Below are 17,325 nucleotides of genomic sequence, written 5' to 3'. Positions count from 1 at the left end.
CTTCGCCCATTAATTAAAAATCTTTAACTGCTACGATTTTTTTTGCTTCATTTGAAAGCGGAAATTTTTCCAGTAATAAGTTTTTATATTCCCTGGCAAGCTCTTTATTACCCAATGCCCGCTCAGCTTGCGCTGCAAACCATAAGGTTTCAGGTGTATGGGTTGCAACGCCCAGATAACGCTGCAAAAAGCCTTTTGCCGCCCAATAATCGCCTTTTTCGTAAGCGATTTTTTGCATTTCCGATAAGGCCGCCGCATACGTGCTATTGAGTTGCAACGCTTGCCTGAAATAATTCTCGGCTTGCTGTTTTTGCCCCATGCTCAGTCCGCATCGTCCGGCATTCGTTAATGCTAACCACTGCCTGTCGTTTAACGGATTTGAACTGGCCCGAGACAATAATTCCATGCCTTCTTCAAGTTCTCCATGTTCACAGAGAAAACGACCGAAATTATTTTGCACGCCCAAATCATCAGGCGTCAAATCCAGGGCGGTCTCATAATGCTCTTTGGCCTTGTCGGGCTGATTTAATTTTTCATACAAAAAAGCCAAGGCATTGTGCGCCTGTGTATTATCTGAATTATTTTTCAAGGCCAGCAGCAAGTTCTCCTTAGCCAATTCCAGCTTATTCATGCTTAGATAGCGCACTCCCAGCTGTAAATGCACATCTTCGGAATTATTACTTTTAGTGCTGCTCGCTGAACCACAGGCAACCAAAGCCGTAACCAACAACACTAGCGCAACCCGATTAATCAGTTTTGCTAAATCACGCGGCACGTTCGGAACCAGCCGGTTGGATTTTCAAGTGTCTGCGGCTTTTATCTTTAACCTGTCCTACCAACTGGCCGCAAGCGGCATCAATATCTTCGCCGCGCGTCTTTCTGACCGTGGTGACTATGCCTGCGTCGTTTAACAGCGTTTTAAAGCAATTAATCGCTTCTTTACTGGAACAGCGGTAAGCAGAATTGGGGAACGGGTTAAAGGGTATTAAATTGATTTTTGACGGCACCGTTTTTAACAGCTTAACAAGCCCCCGCGCATCCTGTAGCGAGTCGTTAATGCCATCGAGCATCACATATTCAAAGGTGACGGTGCGCCGTGGCGCTATTTTTGCGTTATCCCGGCATGCTTCCATTAGCTCCTTCAATGGATATTTTTTATTGATCGGGACCAGTTCATCCCGTAACTCATCGGTTACCGCATGTAACGACACCGCAAGACTGACATCGCAGACCTGGGTTAAGCGGTACATGGCCGGCACTACGCCCGAAGTACTGATGGTCACCCGGCGCTTGGACAGCCCGAAGGTGAAATCGTCCATCATCAGGTTCATGGCCGCGACTACATTGTCGAAATTAAGCAGCGGTTCGCCCATGCCCATCATCACCACATTGGTAATTCTGTTTCCCGGGCCCAAGCGTTTTTGCGCAACGAATAACTGGCCGATGATTTCAGCCGTGGTCAAGTTACGATTAAAGCCTTGCTGGGCGGTAGAACAAAAAGTACAGGCCAACGCACAGCCGATTTGCGATGAAACGCACAAAGTGCCGCGTCCCTCTTCAGGGATAAACACCGTTTCTATCCGGTTGCCGCAACCGGTTTGCATGACCCATTTACAGGTACCGTCCGTTGCGACTTTTTCAAGCACGATTTCAGGCGTTGCTATATAACAGTTTTCAGTTAAATAAGCACGCAATGACTTGCTCAAATTGGTCATCAGGTCGAAGTCTTCGACACCTTCCTGGTAGATCCATTTAAGCAACTGCGTCGCCCGGAAAGGCTTCTCGCCTAACTCGACAAAAAAGGCCGCAAGGCCTTTTCTGTCGAAATCGAGCAAATTGATGGTTTTTGTATTAACGGGTTCTAGCACAGATTTCATTGTCTGAGAAAAAGTAAGCAATTTCCCTTTGAGCGGTTTCAACAGCGTCTGAGCCGTGTACGGCATTCTCATCGATGCTGCTGGCGAAATCGGCGCGGATAGTTCCGGCAGCCGCTTCTTTCGGGTTGGTAGCGCCCATGATGTCGCGATGCTTAAGAACCGCGTTTTCGCCTTCCAGCACTTGCATGATCACGGGACCTGAAATCATAAATGCCACCAAATCATTAAAGAAACCGCGCTCGCTGTGTTCTGCGTAAAAACCTTCGGCTTGTTCTTTGGTCAGGTGCAGCATTTTTGCAGCAACGATTTTTAAATCGTTCTTTTCAAAACGACTGTAAATTTCACCGATTACGTTTTTTGCTACAGCGTCAGGTTTAATGATTGAAAAAGTGCGTTCTATCGCCATTTTTTAAAACTCCAAATTATGAATAAATATTTATTAAGCGGCTGATTATACCTGATCAGCCGCTGTATTTTAAAAATACCTGATCCGGTTAAGGCCTATTATCCAGTTCTGCGCCTTCTTTTACCGGGATCATCAAATCCTCTGGACTGAGACCCAACAGCAAAGCCACAGGGCTGGCGATAAAAATAGAGGAATACGTACCGAAAAATACGCCGAACAGCAGCACAATGGCAAAGTTATGTATCACTTCCCCACCCAAAAAGAACAACGAAACCAGCACCAACAACACCGTCAACGACGTCATGATGGTGCGGCTTAAGGTGACATTGACCGAAATATTCATGATTTCCTCGGTCGATTTATTTCTTAATGCCCGGAAATTTTCCCGGATACGGTCATAAACCACGATGGTATCGTTCAACGAATAACCGATCAGCGCAAGAACCGCCGCCAACACCGTCAGGTCAAACTCCAGCCCTAAAATAGAGAACAGTCCCAGCGTAACAATGACATCATGCAACGTCGCTATGATCGCACCGACCGAGAACTTCCATTCAAAACGCCAGGCGATGTAAATCAAAATACAAATTGTTGAATACAAAAGCGCCAAAAAACCGTCCTCAGCCAGGTCATCGCCGACTTGGGGACCGACAAATTCAACACGGCGCACACTGGCCGGTTCTGCAGCATTCTTGTTGATGGCCTCAAGTACCTTGGAACTTAATTCGACGCTGCTAACCCCTTCTTGCGGTTTCAGGCGAATCAGGACGTCTTTTGTGGTACCGAAATTCTGCACCGTCGCATCGCTAAAACCTTCAGCATCCAAGGTGTTACGCAGCACGGTTAAATCGGCTGGTTTTTGATAGCCCACCTCAATCAAGGTGCCGCCGGTAAAATCGATGCCCATCTGAAAACCATGTACAGCAATCGCCACTATCGAAAAAATCGTCAGCACAGCGGAAAACATCAGCGCTATGTTTCGGTTACCTATAAAATTTATATCTTTTTTAAACATATTTAATCTTCTATGTAAAAGTCATGTAAGCCGGATTTAGCACAAGGCGTGTCATCCGACACTTTACTAAATAGATAGTTTCTCAACCCTGCGGTTACCGTATATCCAGTTAATAACCATCCGCGTACCGGTAATTGCCGTAAACATCGATGACAAAATCCCGATAATCAGCGTCACCGCAAAACCTTTAACGGAACCGGTGCCGTAAGCAAACAACACCACCGCCACCACAAGATTGGTAAAGTGGGAGTCCAGAATGGTGGCAAAGGCTTTCTCATAACCGATAAATATAGCAGACTGCGGCGTGTTGCCATTTTTGAGCTCTTCCTTAATCCGCTCGAAGATCAACACGTTGGCGTCAACCGACATACCCACGGTCAGGATGATCCCGGCAATACCCGGCAGCGTTAAGGTTGCTTGCAACATCGACAAAATCGCCACAACAATGACCACGTTAAACGCCAGTGCAAAGTTGGCGATCATGCCGAATAACCGGTAATAAACCGCCATAAACAGCACAACCAACGCAAAGCCCACCATAAAAGACAACATGCCCTTATCGATATTGTCCTGGCCTAAGCTCGGACCCACGGTGCGCTCTTCGACAATATCAACGGGAGCTGCCAGCGCACCGGCTCTTAACAATAACGACAGGTTACGCGCTTCCTGAGGACTGTCTAAACCGGTAGTCTGGAAGCGATGACTGAAAACGCCCTGGATAGTCGCCACGTTGATGACTTTTTCAACCTTCTGTTTATGACGGACTTTTTGGCCGTTCACCAACTTGGTTTCAACTTTATATTCGATGAACACCACCGCCATCGGCTTGCCAATATTAGCTTGGGTCAATTTACCCATTTTGGCTGCGCCGACGCCGTTCAGGGAAATATTTACCGAAGGTCTGCCATCCTGATCAACGCCGGAAGAGGAATCGACGATTTGATCGCCGGTTACGATAACCCGTCGATCCAACAGGATAGGATTACCGTTACGCTCGGTATACAAGCGACTGCCGACCGGAACATGCCCTTCGACCGCTTTTTGCACATCGTGTTCCACATCAACCAGACGGTATTCCAGAGTCGCGGTTGTGCCCAAAATCTCCTTGGCACGGTTGGTATCCTGTACGCCGGGCAACTGAACCATGATACGGTTTTCACCTTGTTGCTGAATCACCGGCTCCGCAACACCTAATTCGTTGACGCGATTACGCAAGGTGGTCATATTTTGCGCTACGGCAAATTTCTTAATATCCCGCACTTCTTTTTCGGAAAGCTTCAACCAGACTTGATCCTGCTCTTTGGGTTCGGTAACCTCCAGCGCGCGAAAATCTTTACCCAGCACCTTCAACAGCGCAGGTTTGTCGTCAGCCGAGTTCAGCTTAACCTTAATAAAGCCGTCGTCTTTGGAAACCGATTGATAGCGTAATTTTTCGTTTCTTAACGCCAAGCGCACATCATCGTTGTAGCGGTCTTCGGCTTGCTTGACAGCAGCATCCATGTCCACTTCCAGCAGGAAATGCACCCCGCCGCGCAAGTCAAGACCCAGATACATGGCATCCGCCCCCAAAGACCTTAGCCAAGCGGGTGTCGTCGGCGCCAGATTTAACGCGATGTTATAATCGTCGCTCATTTTATCCCTGAGCAAATCCGCCACTTTCAGCTGATCGTCGGCGCTGTTAAACCGGGCTAAAATATGGCCGTCTTTAAACTCAAATGCCTTTATATTAAATCCGGCCGTCTTAATGACAGTCTCGATCTGATTTGCCTGCTCCTGCACCAATTTGGTAGGGTGTGTCGATGACACCTGAACAGAAGGATCGTCGCCGTACAAATTCGGCAACGCATAAATAATCCCGACCGCAAAAATAATCAGGACCAATAAATTTTTCCAAAGTGGGAAATGGTTTTGCATGTGTTATTCCAACAATTCAACTATGTCGTAGAGACGTTGTGGGCGCGAATGTATTCGCGCAGCAGATTAAAAGCGTGAATACCCTTAAGGGCACAAGTAAATTCGCGCCCACAGCATTAAACTTTAGCGACTTTCTTAGTTATCGCTTTGTAAGTTCCTTTCGGCATCATGCTCTCAATACTATGACGCTGTACTTGAATAAAAGTATTGTCGCAGATTTCAACCTTGACGAAATTATCATCCAGATCAACGACCTTGCCCAAAATACCGCCCGAAGTAACCACTTCGGAGCCTTTAGTCATGGCGGCAATCATTTCTTTCTTCTCTTTGGCGCGCTTGGATTGCGGACGCAAAAACAAAAAGTAAAAAAACACCAGTATACCCAGTGGAAACAGCATGCCTTCAATGCCGGGTGATTGGGAGGCGGGGGCAGCTGCAGCTACAGCGTCAGAAATAAAAAAACTCATGATTATCCTCGGGGGTTATTATTATAAAAAAGTGTTACTACGCAGTAGTCCAAAATGGAACGTTGATAATGATGATTAAACCAAGATTTTTCATGATTTATCTGCGTCATCTGCGTTCCATTGTATTTAATGGCACTGAGTCATTACAAAAAAGCGTTGTAATTAAAAAATTTCGCCATTATGCCACAGTCGGCACGGCTTTTCCTCGTTGTTGGTAAAATTGCTTGACAAAAATATCCAGCTCTTGCCTTTCAATCGCATCGCGCAAGCCCTGCATCAGGCTCAGGTAATAATAAAGGTTATGAATGGTATTGAGCCTTGAACCCAGCATTTCCTTGCATTTGTCCAGATGGCGCAAATAGGCTCTCGAATAATTCCGGCAGGTATAACAGCCGCAGGATTCATCCAGCGGGCCGGTATCGAACTCATACTGACTGTTCCTGATTTTGACCACGCCGAAGGTGGTAAATAAATGACCGTTACGGGCATTACGGGTCGGCATCACGCAATCGAACATATCGATACCGCGCCTGACCGCTTCCACCAAATCTTCCGGCGTGCCCACACCCATTAAATAGCGCGGCTTATCGACCGGCATTTTGCCATGCACCACATCCAGCGTCGCCATCATTTCTTCTTTGGGTTCGCCAACCGACAATCCGCCGATCGCGTAACCGTCAAAACCGATGTCCACCAAACCGGCTATCGACTCCTGCCGCAGATGTTCATACATCCCGCCTTGTACAATGCCGAATAAAGCCGAGTCATTACCCTCATGAGCCGCCTTGCTGCGCGCCGCCCAACGCAACGATAAGCGCATCGAATCGGCCGCTTCATGAACCGTCGCGGGATACGGGGTGCATTCATCGAAAATCATCACGATGTCCGAACCCAAATCGCGTTGCACCTGCATCGACTCTTCAGGCCCCATGAAAATGGAACTGCCGTTGATCGGCGATTTGAAAGTCACGCCTTTTTCGGTAATTTTCCGTAGCGCGCCCAGGCTGAATACCTGGAAGCCGCCGGAATCGGTCAAAATCGGCTTGTCCCAATGCATAAAATCATGCAAATCGCCGTGCGCCTTGACCACATCCATACCGGGACGAAGCATTAAATGAAAGGTATTGCCCAGAATAATCTGCGCGCCGATACCGGTCAGCTCATCGGGCGTCAGCGATTTAACCGTCCCATAAGTGCCGACCGGCATAAAAATGGGCGTTTCCACGATGCCGCGGGCAAACGTAAGCTGGCCGCGCCGCGCATGACCATCCGTATTGATTAATTTGAAGTCCATAAAAATTTATGAGTGCATTGAAGGCTGGGAATTATCCAGACTTTTTAAATCAATGTACATGTGAACAGTTAAAACTTTACTTCACCACTGGGCAATGATGCTCACAATGCAGCCCCTGCAAAACCATCCCTCATAAAAAAGGCTGGATACTCTCCAGCCTTTTCCGTTTGTCAGATGCTTAGTGCAACAAGCCCTGCAATAAGCCGTTCAGCTTATGCACAAAGGCCGCCGGATCATCCAATTGGCCGCCTTCACTCAGAATGGCTTGATCGAACAGGATATGGGTCAGGTCGGCAAAACGACTATCGTCTTGCTCTTCTTTCATCTTGACCACCAACGGATGGGTCGGGTTAAGCTCGAAGATCGGCTTTCTGCCCATTCCCATGCCCAAGCCTTGTCCGGCATCCTTCATGATTCTTTCCATATTCAGGCTCATGCCGTAAACATCGGCAACCAGACAGGCGGGCGATTCGGTCAAGCGATGACTCAAACGCACTTCGCTGACTTTATCGGCCAACACGTCTTTAATCTGCTTGAGTACCGCTTCAAAATCCTTATTCACTTCTTCCTGGGCGGCTTTGTCTTCTTCGGCATCCAAAACGCCCAAGTCCAGATCGCCTTTGGCGACAGACTGGAGATGCTTACCGTCGAATTCGTCCAGATTAGACACCAGCCATTCATCGATACGATCTGATAACAATATGACTTCAATGCCTTTCTTGCGGAAAATTTCCAAATGCGGGCTGTTTTTTGCCGCCGAGAAGCTGTCTGCGGTGACATAATAAATCTTGTCCTGCCCTTCTTTCATGCGACTGACATAAGTTTCCAGCGAAACATCCTGTTTGTCGGTATCGGCATGGGTTGAAGCGAAACGCAGCAATTTGGCGACACGCGCTTTATTGCCATGATCTTCAATCGGGCCTTCTTTAATAACTTGACCGAATTGAGCCCAGAAGGTCTCATATTTTTCCGGCTCATTCTTGGCCAAATCTTCGAGCATACCCAGCACTTTCTTGACTGCGCCGGATTTGATCGTGCTGATTTGCTTGCTTTGTTGCAAGATTTCCCGCGATACGTTCAATGGCAGGGAATTGGCGTCGATAATGCCTCGGATAAAACGCAGGTAACGCGGCATTAACTGCTCGGCATCGTCGGTAATAAACACTTTGCGGATGTACAGTTTTACGCCGTGCTTGGCGTCTCTGTCCCACATATCGAAAGGCGCATGTGACGGCACATAAAGCAGCAAGGTGTATTCATTGGAGCCTTCGACTTTGCTGTGTACATGCGTTAACGGGTCTTGGTAGTCGTGGCCTACATGCTTGTAAAATTCATTATACGCTTCATCGGAAATCTCCTGACGGGCTTTGGTCCATAATGCGGAAGCCGAGTTAACGGTCTCTTCAACGATTTCCGCCGGTTTTTCTTCGTCGCCCTCTTCAGCCATAGATGGCGGAACTTCTTTGTCCATCACGATAGGCAGGGAAATATGATCGGAGAATTTTCTGACGATAGAACGGATGCGGTAGCCGTCCAGAAACTCGCTTTCGGCTTCTTTCATGTGCAAGACGATTTCGGTGCCGCGTTGTGCTTTTTCTACGGATTCGAGTGTGTAATCGCCCTCGCCCGCAGACTCCCAGCGCACACCGTCGCTCTTGTCGGCACCTGCTTTGCGGGTGGTTAAGGTCACTTTATCGGCTACGATAAACGCCGAATAAAAACCCACGCCGAACTGGCCGATTAATTCGCTGTCTTTAGCTTGGTCGCCGGTTAAAGCTTGAAAAAACTGTTTGGTGCCTGATTTTGCAATGGTGCCGATATGTTCCTGAACTTCCGCACGGGTCATGCCGATACCATTGTCGATAATGGTAATGGTGCGTTTGTCTTTATCGTATTCCAGGCGAATTTTCAGCTCACTATCGCCTTCATACAAACTGTCATTGGACAGCGCTTCAAAGCGCAGTTTGTCTGCCGCATCCGACGCATTGGAAATCAATTCCCGTAAGAATATTTCCTTGTTACTATATAATGAATGAATCATTAAATGGAGTAGATGTTTAACTTCAGTTTCAAAGCCTAAGGTTTCTTTTTTTGCTTCAACAGTCATTTTTATCAATCCTGATTAATTATAAGATTAACGCCAATATTGGGACGCATTGGTTTTTTTCAAGTCCAAACCAGACAGATGAAATATAAGATTAATTCCTTATGACAATAAACCTCGCGTCAAAAAAAATATTGGTCGTCGAAGATCAAGCGATCATGCGCGAAACCATTAAACATATCCTGGGTTCATTTGGCGCCCGCTTTATTGTTGAGGCGGAATCCGGCATCAACGCAATAACGGCGATGCGCATTGACAGGTTTGATATTGTGCTCTGCGATTACAATTTGCTCAGAGGGAAAAACGGCCAGCAGGTTCTGGAAGAGGCTAGACATCTTAAGTTATTGCCGGTTAATGCTATTTTTATCATAGTCACTTGTGAACAGAGCCAGGAGATGGTGCTGACTGCCATCGACAACAAACCCGACGATTATCTGATTAAACCCTTTAACCGGCAGCAACTATTGAGCCGTATTGAACGGTGCTATGCCCGCAAAAAATACATGGCCAGCATTGAAAATGAAATAGACAGCGGCAATCTTTACCTGGCCATACATAATTGCGAACAACTGCTTCAACGCGATGATAAAAAAATGCGTTTGCAATTATTAAAGATACACGCCGAACTGACCCTTAAGGTTGGCGACTTTAATACGGCCGAGGAGATTTATCAGGACATCCTGCACGAAAGAGAACTGCCCTGGGCCAGATTGGGTTTGGGCGTTGTTGCTTTTTTTCTCGGCTATTACGACCAAGCTATCAAAACTTTCCAGGATCTCATCGAGCAATATCCGGTGATGCTGGAGGCTTATGACTGGCTGGTAAAAGCGCACGAATCCATGGGTAACGATGAACATGCCGTGTCTTCGCTTAACTCAGCCGTTGCGCTTTCGCCTATGTCCATCTTAAGACAAAAAAAGCTGGCTTTGCTGGCGGACAAAACCGAAAACTTCGCTGTTGCCAAAAAAGCCTACGCGGCCACCATTAAACTGGGCAAAAACTCCATACACGGCTCATCCGCCGATTATTCGGGCTTGGCCAATGTCCACTTAAAAAGCAATGCCGCCAACGAGGCGCTAAAAATATTGTACGAGCTGAATCAGCAGTACCACAATGATCCCGAAGCCAAGCTCAGGGCCGCCCTGTTGGAAACCGAGATTCATCAGGCAAAAGGCAACAAGGCACTGGCTCAGCAAGCCTATGCCAAGACCTTTAAACTAAACGAACAATTTAACAAGCAGATATCCAGAGAACTACGTCTGGAAACGGCAAAAACTTTTTATCTGAATGGCAACGGCGAAATTTGCGATGAAATTCTTAATGATTTAATTAAAACCAATATTGATGATAAGCTTTTTATCAAAGACATCGTAACAATGTGCAACGCCATTACCGGCGAAAACCATGCGGAAACGCTGATTCAGCACATCAAAAAAGAACTGGTCGACATCAACAACAAAGGCGTCAGCCTGTTTCAGGAAGGCAACATTAAGGCCGCTCTCGCAGTTTTTGAAAAGGCCATTGCAAAAATGCCTAATAATCAAACGATCATTTTAAATATGATAAAAATCATTATTCATGATATTAAAACATCTAAACACGGCCCTGAAAAAATCATAAGCGCCCAGTCCTATATCAATAAAGCCATCCAACTAGGCATACCTCACAACCAAATCAGCGGCCTTCAAATAGAGCTGGACACCATTCAATACAACACCAATCCATAACCCGCCCAGATGACCAATACTCATATACTTTCAATCGGTTTTCCCGCCATCCTGGCCTCTTCAGTGCATGACATAAAGAACTCATTGACAGCTCTTCGGGCGCTCCTCAGCCAACTGGAAACTGTCTACCAGGACCCGAAACCTACTGAATTCAGGCAACTGGAATTTGAAACCAATCGCATGAACAATTGCCTCATGCAGTTATTGACGCTCTATAAAATCGATTTATCCCAATTCAGCCTGTCTATAGACGAGCATAGCGCCGCCGACATATTGGAGGATGTTGTCGCCCAGCAATCTACTCTATTATCCTTAAGTAACATTCAACTGATTACCGAATGCCATGACGAGCTATTTTGTTATTGCGACAACGCACTGATCAGCAATGCCCTCTGTACGCTGGTCAATAACGCGCAGCGCTATTGTCAGAGCAAGGTTCTGCTTTCTGTCGTCCAGGAAGATGACTATATTGTTTTTTGCATCGAAGATGATGGCAAGGGTTATCCGGAAAGTCTTATATCGTCCGATTACAAACAACTCCCCCAGATTGACCTGGCTAACGGCAACACCGGATTGGGTTTGTTTTTTACCGAGACCATTGCACAATTGCATATCAAAGGTGACAAACGGGGTTTTATTATGACCGACAATAATAGTCAGTTTGGCGGGGCCAGATTTAAACTGTATTTGCCGTGATTATGTTCAGCAGTTAGAAAGGGATAAAAAAGACGAAAGGCAAAGGGCGAAAGGCAAAAAAAAGCTTGCCTTTAAGTTCAAGGGATATTTCAATTTTTCGCCCTTCGCCCTTCGCCCTTCGCCTTTAACCTTTCGCCTTTATCGCAAACATCAGGCAAACAGCCAACAACGTTTCCCAGGGCTCCCCTTGCTGCTGCCCTTTAATCTGCCGATCCGCCTTTGCACTCAAGGTAAGGATACTATTGAGATCGCTGTCGCCCAATCTGTTCAACGCATCGCTAACCAACTGCTGGCGCTTGTCCCAAATCTGGTTGTTTTTAAAGACCACCGCCCTATTTTGCCCTTGAGCCAGCGCCTGCTTAATCCTGATTAACACCCGAGCTTCCCGCGTCAAAGCCCATAACACCACCGGGGCCGCAACGCCTTCCGCCTGCAAGCCGGACAAGATCTTGAAAATCCGCCCTACTCTGGCCGCCAGTACGCTATCCATCAGCTTAAACACATCGAATCTGGAACTGTCCGCCACCGCATCGGAAATCTGCTGATTGCTGAGGCGACCTTCACCGTATAACACATACAGTTTTTCTATTTCCTGAGCGGCCGCCAACAGATTACCCTCAATCCTGGAAGCCAATATCTTTATACCTTCCGTTTCAGCCTGCAGCCCCCGCCGCTGCATTCTTTGCTGCAACCAGCGAATCAAGTCTTGACCTTCTAACGGCCAGACCTGAACAACACAACCGACCTTATCCAAAGCCTGAAACCAGCGCGCTTTTAATGAAGCACCGGCCATCTTTGCTGCGGTGATCAGTAACAGCGTATCTTCCGGCAAGCGTTCGCAATAGGCGATTAAAGCCTTTGAGCCATCCGCGCCCGGCGTACCGGAGGGCAATCTTAAATCGATGATTTTTTTATCGGCGAAAATAGATAGCGAACCTGCCGACTCCGTTAATTCATTCCATGAAAAGCTAGAGTCGGCAACAAGAACTTCGCGGCTATCATAACCTTCCTTTCGCGCCGCGGCCCTGACCGCATCAGCCATCTCGCCCAGCTGCAACGGCTCGTCGCCGCTAATAAAATAAACCGGCGCCAAACCCTTTTGCAACGCCGCCGCTATCTGTTCGGGCTTTAGCCGCATGTTATTTAGCGCCCGCCTCTAATACGACCCTGGCACGGTTAATAATGGTTTGCACGACCTGTTGATACATTTCATTACGTATTACCGCTTCTTCGTTATCTTTGGCAATCATAAACTGCTGATCATTGTAATACTCGCGCCTGACTTCAACAGGCTGCCGCGCCATCAACTGGGCATCTTTGGCATTAGCAAACTCATAATCCAGGCGATAAACAAGCTCAAACTCGTTAGACTTGCCTCGGGTACTCAACGACAACACGCGCCGATTAAAATCTTCGTTAAAGATCTTGATAACAATACCCGCCCCCTTGCGGGAATCGGCGAGCTGCCCGGAAGATGTCTTCATGACCTGGCCGAATTGTTCGCGTAGCGGCCCTGATCCACCCTCCACATAAATATTTTTCATATTTGCAGGCAATTCAAAAGCGCCCCGCAAATGATAGCCGCAAGCGCTCAATAACAACGCAGCAACAAAGATGACTGCTTTTTTTGTTAACACACACTCTCCCATAAATAAATAGAACACAGGTGATACTGAAAAGGCTAAAGGCTAAAGGCTAAAGGCTAAAGGCTAAAGGCTAAAGGCTAAAGGCTAAAGGCTAAAGGCTAAAGGCTAAAGGCTAAAGGCTAAAGGCTAAAGGCTAAAGGCTAAAGGCTAAAGGCTAAAAATTGCAGCGCTCCTTAAACCCAAATGCAAGCTTTTTTTCGCCCTTCGCCCTTCGTCTTTCACCTAAACAACAATATTGACCAATTTCTTAGGCACCACGATCACCTTTTTGACCGGCTGGTCTTCAATAAAGCGCTTGATATGCTCATCACTCAGCGCCATAGTCTCTATTTCATCTTTAGATGCATTGACCGACACCTTCATCTTGCTGCGCAATTTGCCGTTGACCTGTAACACCAGCTCCAGGGTATCCTGCTCCAAAGCCGTTGTATCAACCTCGGGCCATGACGCGCTGACCACCGCCTGCTGATGCCCCAAATCCAGCCACAATTGATGACAGATATGCGGCACTATCGGCGATAACATCAGCACAATGGCTTCCAATGCTTCATGTCGAACCGCCTTGCCGTTGTCGGAATCATCATCAAATTTGGATAAAGTATTGATCAGCTCCATATTCGCCGCAATAACGGTATTAAAGGTATAACGCCTACCGAAATCATCAGTTACTTTCTGGATAGCCAAATGCAGCTGGCGACGGACGCCCTGCTGCTCTTCGGTTAATGCCTGTTTATCCAGCGGCACCGTAGAACCGCCCGCCTCACAATGCTGATAAGCCTGCTTCCAAAGCCGTTTCAGGAACCTGAACGCACCCTCTACGCCACTGTCGGACCATTCCAGCGATTGCTCAGGCGGCGCTGCAAACATGATAAACAGACGCACGGTATCGGCGCCGTATTGGTCGATCAGGCCTTGCGGATCAACGGTGTTGCCCTTGGATTTGGACATTTTGCTGCCGTCCTTGAGCACCATGCCTTGAGTCAACAGCTTTTTGAACGGCTCATCGCAAACCAGCAAGCCTTCATCGCGCAGCAACTTGGTATAAAACCGCGCATACAGCAAATGCAAAATAGCGTGTTCGATGCCGCCGATATAATGATCGACCGGCAACCAGTATTTAGCGCTTTCATCGAGCATGCTGTCCGGATTGCTGCCTGCAAAGCGCGCAAAATACCAGGACGACTCCATAAAAGTATCGAAAGTATCGGTTTCCCGGCGCGCCGCTTTGCCGCAGGTTGGACAGGTCGTATGGGAGAAAGTCGGATGAGCGACCAGCGGAGATTGCGAGCCGTCCAGCACCACGTCTCTAGGCAGTTCGACCGGCAAATCCTGCTCGGGAACCGGAACCGTGCCGCAGTCGTCGCAATAAATAACCGGAATCGGTGCGCCCCAGTAACGCTGACGGGAAACGCCCCAATCGCGCAGGCGGAAATTGGTTTTCCGCTGGCCTTTGCCGTCTTTTTCCAGCGCTTCTGAAATGGCCGTAAAAGCCTGTTCCGAGGTCAAGCCGTCAAACGCGCCTGAGTTTTTCAACACGCCCTTTACGGTGTAAGCCTGCTCTGAACAATCGTCGGCAATCGCTCCCTGCATTGCTCTACCTCCTGCATCCATGCAGTCGTCGTCCCCGCCGTCTTTGGCAAAAATCACCTGTTTGATGGCGATGCCGTACTTAAGCGCAAATTCGAAATCGCGTTGATCATGAGCCGGAACGGACATCACCGCGCCGGTGCCGTAACCCATCAACACAAAATTGGCAATCCACACCGGAACTTGCTCTCCGGTGATCGGATGAACCGCTTTGATGCCGGAATCGATGCCGCGCTTTTCCATGGTTTCCATGGCCGCTTCCGAGGTTTCCATCATCTTGCAGTCATCGATAAACGCGCTGATTTCAGCATTGGTTTCTGCGGCTTTCAACGCCAGAGGATGTTCCGCCGCCACAGCAAGATAAGTCACGCCCATCAGCGTGTCGGGACGCGTGGTATAGATGCTCAAAGGCTGATCCGCCTCAGGCACCGGAAAACTCATTTCCACACCTTCGGAGCGCCCTATCCAGTTGGCCTGCATGGTTTTGACCTGTTCCGGCCAGCCGTCCAGGGTTTCCAGCGAGGCGAGCAATTCATCTGCATAGGCGGTGATTTTTAAAAACCACTGGGCGATTTCTTTACGTTCGACTTGGGTATCGCAACGCCAGCAGCAGCCATCGATAACCTGCTCGTTAGCCAGAACGGTCATGTCATGCGGGCACCAGTTGACTGGCGCGGTTTTTTTATAAACCAGGCCTTTTTCCAGCAACTTGAGGAAGAACCATTGCTCCCACTTATAATAAGAGGGATCGCACGTAGCTAATTCGCGATTCCAGTCATAGCCGAAACCCAGCCGTTTGAGCTGGTCGCGCATATAGTCGATGTTGCTGTAGGTCCAATCGGCCGGATGTACGCCGTGCTGCATCGCGGCATTTTCCGCCGGCAGGCCGAATGCGTCCCAGCCCATAGGCTGCAACACATTCTTGCCCAACATGCGCTGATAGCGGCTGATGACGTCGCCAATGGTATAGTTGCGGACATGCCCCATGTGCAGCTTGCCGCTGGGGTAAGGGAACATGGACAAACAATAATATTTATCTTGTGTTGACGATTCAGACACATTAAACACGCCCGAAGCGTCCCAGGCGGCCTGTACTTCTTGCTCGATTGCCAACGGCTTATAATTTTCTTGCATCCTTCTCGTCTTTTACCAGTCAAAAGCGTTAGAATACCGTACAGTTGCTTAAATCTAAAGCGTCATTTTCAGGAGTTGAACCCCATGAATAAAAACAAACTTGTCACCGCCTATACCGATTTTATGAAGCATCTCCATGAAACCATGGAAGATACGCTGCATTCGTTTGCCGAAGCGCTGGAAATTTCAAAAGAAAAAACCAGAAAAGACAGCGATTTGACCAGCGATGAACTGGACAGAGTTTCAGAGTATGTTAAACGCGACGTTGAACATGCGGCTCAGGGTTTATCAACCGAGGAAGATAAGGACTCGTTGTCTGAATGGTTTAAGTTCGATGTTGAGCTGATTGAAAATTTCGCGCTGGACGCTTTTTTGAGCGTTGCCGATAAAACTCGCCTGGAACTGGCAAAACTGGAAGAATTGGCAAAAGCACACACCTATCACACCGGCGACATTACCGTGCCGGGCACTTTTATCTGTGACGACTGCGGCAAGGAAATTGCTTTTAAAACACCGAGCGAAATCCCTGAATGCCCGAAATGTCATGGCAAAACCTTTATCCGCATTTGATATTACCGGTCCAAGCCTTATAATGCGACTTTCAACTATTTGATTTAACGGGGATAACATGCGCAGAGTCATTTTCAACCAGAAAGGCGGCGTCGGCAAATCTACTATTACGTGCAATTTAGCCGCCATCAGTGCTGTTGAAGGCAAGCGTACATTAGTTATCGATCTCGATGTTCAGGGCAATTCAACGCAATACCTGCTCGGCAATAAAGTCAGCGATAGCGACAAAACCATTGCCCACTTCTTTAAAGATACCCTGAGCTTGTCCCTGTTTGGCGGCGGTTCATCCGGGTCAGGTCTTGAAAGCGCCATACATGAGACGCCGTTCCCCAACCTGTTTGTGATTCCATCCCACCCCGAGCTTGAACCGTTGCAAAGCCGCTTGGAATCGCGGATGAAAATCTTCAAATTAAAAGAAGCACTGGAAAAGCTCGAAGGCTTTGACGAGATCTATATGGACACGCCGCCGATCCTGAACTTCTACAGCCAGTCCGCGTTAATCGCGGCCGAAAAATGCCTGATTCCTTTCGATTGCGATACCTTTGCCAGAGAAGCCCTGTATTCACTGATGCAGGTGGTGGCGGAAGTCAAAGCCGACCACAACCAGAATCTTGAAGTTGAAGGCATCATCGTCAACCAATATCAAAAACAAGCCAATATGCCCCGTCAGATAGTCGAAGAGCTTATTGCCGAAGGGCTGCCGGTATTGGCCGCAATGATCTCGCCATCGGTCAAAGTCAGGGAGTCGCACTCAGAATCAAAACCGCTGGTGCATTATGTTCCCAATCATAAACTGACTGACGAATACCGCGCGTTACATGCAGAGATTCATGGCAGTTAAGTTGTAAACGCATTCATCGTTCCCGCGCTCCGGCGTGGGAATGCATC

15 protein-coding genes are annotated in these 17,325 nt (G+C 47.9%); 4 read left to right on the top strand and 11 right to left on the bottom strand.

Features of this window, described 5'->3' with window-relative positions; genetic code table 11:
- Nucleotides 1-13: 13 nt before the first annotated feature.
- From pilW to htpG, 8 genes are all read right to left on the bottom strand, one after another.
- Nucleotides 14-775 carry a type IV pilus biogenesis/stability protein PilW gene (gene pilW, locus METTU_RS13025; protein WP_006892153.1) on the bottom strand — a complete coding sequence of 254 codons (762 nt, stop codon included), beginning with the start codon at nucleotides 773-775 and terminating at the stop codon, nucleotides 14-16.
- Nucleotides 765-1,877 (bottom strand): dual-specificity RNA methyltransferase RlmN, encoded by a 1,113-nt coding sequence (rlmN, locus tag METTU_RS13020; RefSeq protein WP_006892151.1) that lies wholly within the window; start codon nucleotides 1,875-1,877, stop codon nucleotides 765-767. The genes pilW and rlmN overlap by 11 nt, the downstream gene beginning before the upstream one ends.
- Nucleotides 1,852-2,283: a nucleoside-diphosphate kinase gene (gene ndk / locus METTU_RS13015; protein ID WP_006892150.1), complete on the bottom strand. Its 432-nt coding sequence runs from the start codon at nucleotides 2,281-2,283 to the stop codon at nucleotides 1,852-1,854. The genes rlmN and ndk overlap by 26 nt, the downstream gene beginning before the upstream one ends.
- An 88-nt stretch (nucleotides 2,284-2,371) precedes the next feature.
- Nucleotides 2,372-3,298 (bottom strand): protein translocase subunit SecF, encoded by a 927-nt coding sequence (gene secF, locus METTU_RS13010; RefSeq protein WP_006892149.1) that lies wholly within the window; start codon nucleotides 3,296-3,298, stop codon nucleotides 2,372-2,374.
- A 66-nt stretch (nucleotides 3,299-3,364) separates the two neighbouring features.
- Nucleotides 3,365-5,212: a protein translocase subunit SecD gene (gene secD / locus METTU_RS13005; protein ID WP_006892147.1), complete on the bottom strand. Its 1,848-nt coding sequence runs from the start codon at nucleotides 5,210-5,212 to the stop codon at nucleotides 3,365-3,367.
- Nucleotides 5,213-5,328: 116 nt separating this feature from the next.
- Nucleotides 5,329-5,679: a preprotein translocase subunit YajC gene (yajC, locus tag METTU_RS13000; RefSeq protein ID WP_006892146.1), complete on the bottom strand. Its 351-nt coding sequence runs from the start codon at nucleotides 5,677-5,679 to the stop codon at nucleotides 5,329-5,331.
- A gap of 178 nt (nucleotides 5,680-5,857) precedes the next feature.
- Complete coding sequence (gene tgt, locus METTU_RS12995; protein WP_006892145.1) at nucleotides 5,858-6,973, bottom strand: tRNA guanosine(34) transglycosylase Tgt; 1,116 nt, start codon at nucleotides 6,971-6,973, stop codon at nucleotides 5,858-5,860.
- 178 nt (nucleotides 6,974-7,151) lie between these two features.
- Nucleotides 7,152-9,080, bottom strand: a complete 1,929-nt coding sequence (htpG, locus tag METTU_RS12990; protein ID WP_006892143.1) for a molecular chaperone HtpG — start codon at nucleotides 9,078-9,080, stop codon at nucleotides 7,152-7,154.
- Nucleotides 9,081-9,181: 101 nt separating this feature from the next.
- On the opposite strand from htpG, the gene METTU_RS12985 reads away from it, so the two are divergent.
- Together METTU_RS12985 and METTU_RS12980 are read left to right on the top strand one after the other, a co-directional pair.
- Entirely contained in the window at nucleotides 9,182-10,804 is a 1,623-nt protein-coding gene (locus METTU_RS12985) for a tetratricopeptide repeat-containing response regulator (protein ID WP_006892139.1), read from the top strand.
- Nucleotides 10,805-10,813: 9 nt separating this feature from the next.
- The gene (locus METTU_RS12980; protein WP_006892138.1) at nucleotides 10,814-11,500 is read left to right on the top strand and encodes a sensor histidine kinase; all 687 of its coding nucleotides are present in this window, start codon (nucleotides 10,814-10,816) and stop codon (nucleotides 11,498-11,500) included.
- A 124-nt stretch (nucleotides 11,501-11,624) separates the two neighbouring features.
- Here the strand turns inward: METTU_RS12980 and holA are convergent, their stop codons facing one another.
- From holA to leuS, 3 genes are all read right to left on the bottom strand, one after another.
- Nucleotides 11,625-12,638: a DNA polymerase III subunit delta gene (gene holA, locus METTU_RS12975; RefSeq protein ID WP_006892137.1), complete on the bottom strand. Its 1,014-nt coding sequence runs from the start codon at nucleotides 12,636-12,638 to the stop codon at nucleotides 11,625-11,627.
- 1 nt (nucleotide 12,639) lies between these two features.
- Complete coding sequence (locus METTU_RS12970; RefSeq protein WP_006892136.1) at nucleotides 12,640-13,137, bottom strand: LPS-assembly lipoprotein LptE; 498 nt, start codon at nucleotides 13,135-13,137, stop codon at nucleotides 12,640-12,642.
- A gap of 231 nt (nucleotides 13,138-13,368) precedes the next feature.
- The gene (gene leuS / locus METTU_RS12965; RefSeq protein ID WP_006892135.1) at nucleotides 13,369-15,867 is read right to left on the bottom strand and encodes a leucine--tRNA ligase; all 2,499 of its coding nucleotides are present in this window, start codon (nucleotides 15,865-15,867) and stop codon (nucleotides 13,369-13,371) included.
- Between the two features lie 84 nt (nucleotides 15,868-15,951).
- On the opposite strand from leuS, the gene METTU_RS12960 reads away from it, so the two are divergent.
- Entirely contained in the window at nucleotides 15,952-16,437 is a 486-nt protein-coding gene (locus METTU_RS12960; RefSeq protein ID WP_006892134.1) for a zinc ribbon-containing protein, read from the top strand.
- A gap of 58 nt (nucleotides 16,438-16,495) precedes the next feature.
- A complete protein-coding gene (locus METTU_RS12955; protein ID WP_006892132.1) occupies nucleotides 16,496-17,278 on the top strand; it encodes a ParA family protein in 783 nt (260 codons plus the stop codon).
- Nucleotides 17,279-17,325 lie beyond the last annotated feature (47 nt).

Source organism: Methylobacter tundripaludum SV96, assembly GCF_000190755.2.
In the GTDB taxonomy this organism is placed as follows: domain Bacteria; phylum Pseudomonadota; class Gammaproteobacteria; order Methylococcales; family Methylomonadaceae; genus Methylobacter_A; species Methylobacter_A tundripaludum.
Note: the sequence above shows the minus strand (reverse complement) of the source record. Positions and strands in the feature narration are given on the sequence as shown.

Excerpts from the sequence above, each read along its gene's own strand:
- rlmN (WP_006892151.1), bottom strand. The coding sequence starts at position 1,877 with ATGAAATCTGTGCTAGAACCCGTTAATACAAAAACCATCAATTTGCTC.
- ndk (WP_006892150.1), bottom strand. The coding sequence starts at position 2,283 with ATGGCGATAGAACGCACTTTTTCAATCATTAAACCTGACGCTGTAGCA.
- secF (WP_006892149.1), bottom strand. The coding sequence starts at position 3,298 with ATGTTTAAAAAAGATATAAATTTTATAGGTAACCGAAACATAGCGCTG.
- secD (WP_006892147.1), bottom strand. The coding sequence starts at position 5,212 with ATGCAAAACCATTTCCCACTTTGGAAAAATTTATTGGTCCTGATTATT.
- yajC (WP_006892146.1), bottom strand. The coding sequence starts at position 5,679 with ATGAGTTTTTTTATTTCTGACGCTGTAGCTGCAGCTGCCCCCGCCTCC.
- tgt (WP_006892145.1), bottom strand. The coding sequence starts at position 6,973 with ATGGACTTCAAATTAATCAATACGGATGGTCATGCGCGGCGCGGCCAG.
- htpG (WP_006892143.1), bottom strand. The coding sequence starts at position 9,080 with ATGACTGTTGAAGCAAAAAAAGAAACCTTAGGCTTTGAAACTGAAGTT.
- METTU_RS12985 (WP_006892139.1), top strand. The coding sequence starts at position 9,182 with ATGACAATAAACCTCGCGTCAAAAAAAATATTGGTCGTCGAAGATCAA.
- METTU_RS12980 (WP_006892138.1), top strand. The coding sequence starts at position 10,814 with ATGACCAATACTCATATACTTTCAATCGGTTTTCCCGCCATCCTGGCC.
- holA (WP_006892137.1), bottom strand. The coding sequence starts at position 12,638 with ATGCGGCTAAAGCCCGAACAGATAGCGGCGGCGTTGCAAAAGGGTTTG.
- leuS (WP_006892135.1), bottom strand. The coding sequence starts at position 15,867 with ATGCAAGAAAATTATAAGCCGTTGGCAATCGAGCAAGAAGTACAGGCC.
- METTU_RS12960 (WP_006892134.1), top strand. The coding sequence starts at position 15,952 with ATGAATAAAAACAAACTTGTCACCGCCTATACCGATTTTATGAAGCAT.
- METTU_RS12955 (WP_006892132.1), top strand. The coding sequence starts at position 16,496 with ATGCGCAGAGTCATTTTCAACCAGAAAGGCGGCGTCGGCAAATCTACT.